Below are 811 nucleotides of genomic sequence, written 5' to 3' on the forward strand. Positions count from 1 at the left end.
TTTGGCGGGTAGCAATGCTCGCCAATGTATCTGCGATATTTTGCTCCGTAAGCCCTGTCGGGTTAAGTAGCGCTTCTTCAATTTGATTGATGCTCATAAATGGCTCTTATTTTTAATTAAAATTGATTCGAAAATCGAGAGTGTTGAACGATTGGCATATTCTGTCTAATAGGCTCACAACTTTTGGTATCGAGTTCGACAACCATGCTCTTCGGCTCTTGACCTAGTTGTGCCACCACTCTCCCCCATGGGTCAATCACCATGGAATGTCCCCAGGTCTCTCGCTGACAAGGGTGCTTCCCGCCCTGTCCAACCGCGACGACCCAAGATTGTGTTTCAATGGCTCGGCAGCGTAATAACGCTTCCCAATGCGCCTCGCCCGTCACAGCAGTAAATGCCGCCGGTACGACAATAATCTGTGCGCCCTGCTTTCTTAATTCAGAGTAGAGGTGCGGAAAGCGCACATCATAGCAAATACTCAAACCTAAGCGACCAAAAGGTGTCTCAGCAGTGACGACGCGATCACCGGGCGTAAAAATATCCGATTCGCGATAACACTTGTGTGCGTCAGCCACATCTACGTCAAACATATGCAGTTTGTCATAATGGGCGACAACCGTACCGAAATCATCGATGACCAATGAGGTTGTCGTCACCCCAGTCACCCTCTTGATGGGCATACTGCCGACAACAATCCAAACACGATGCTGCTTGGCTAATTCACCGATTTGCTTTTGAAGTGGCCCGTCTCCCAACGGCTCTGCATGTTGGTGGTAATCCTTTTTGCTGCCGAACACCAAGGCATTTTCTG

General features: G+C 49.0%; 1 protein-coding gene. It reads right to left on the bottom strand.

Annotated features, from left to right (window positions below; all coding sequences use genetic code 11):
• Positions 1-116: 116 nt before the first annotated feature.
• Positions 117-811, bottom strand: a 695-nt coding sequence (locus KIV40_RS31100; RefSeq protein WP_285353159.1) for a carbon-nitrogen hydrolase family protein, incomplete at its 5' end; no start/stop codon positions are given.

Source organism: Vibrio sp. D173a (assembly GCF_030248475.1).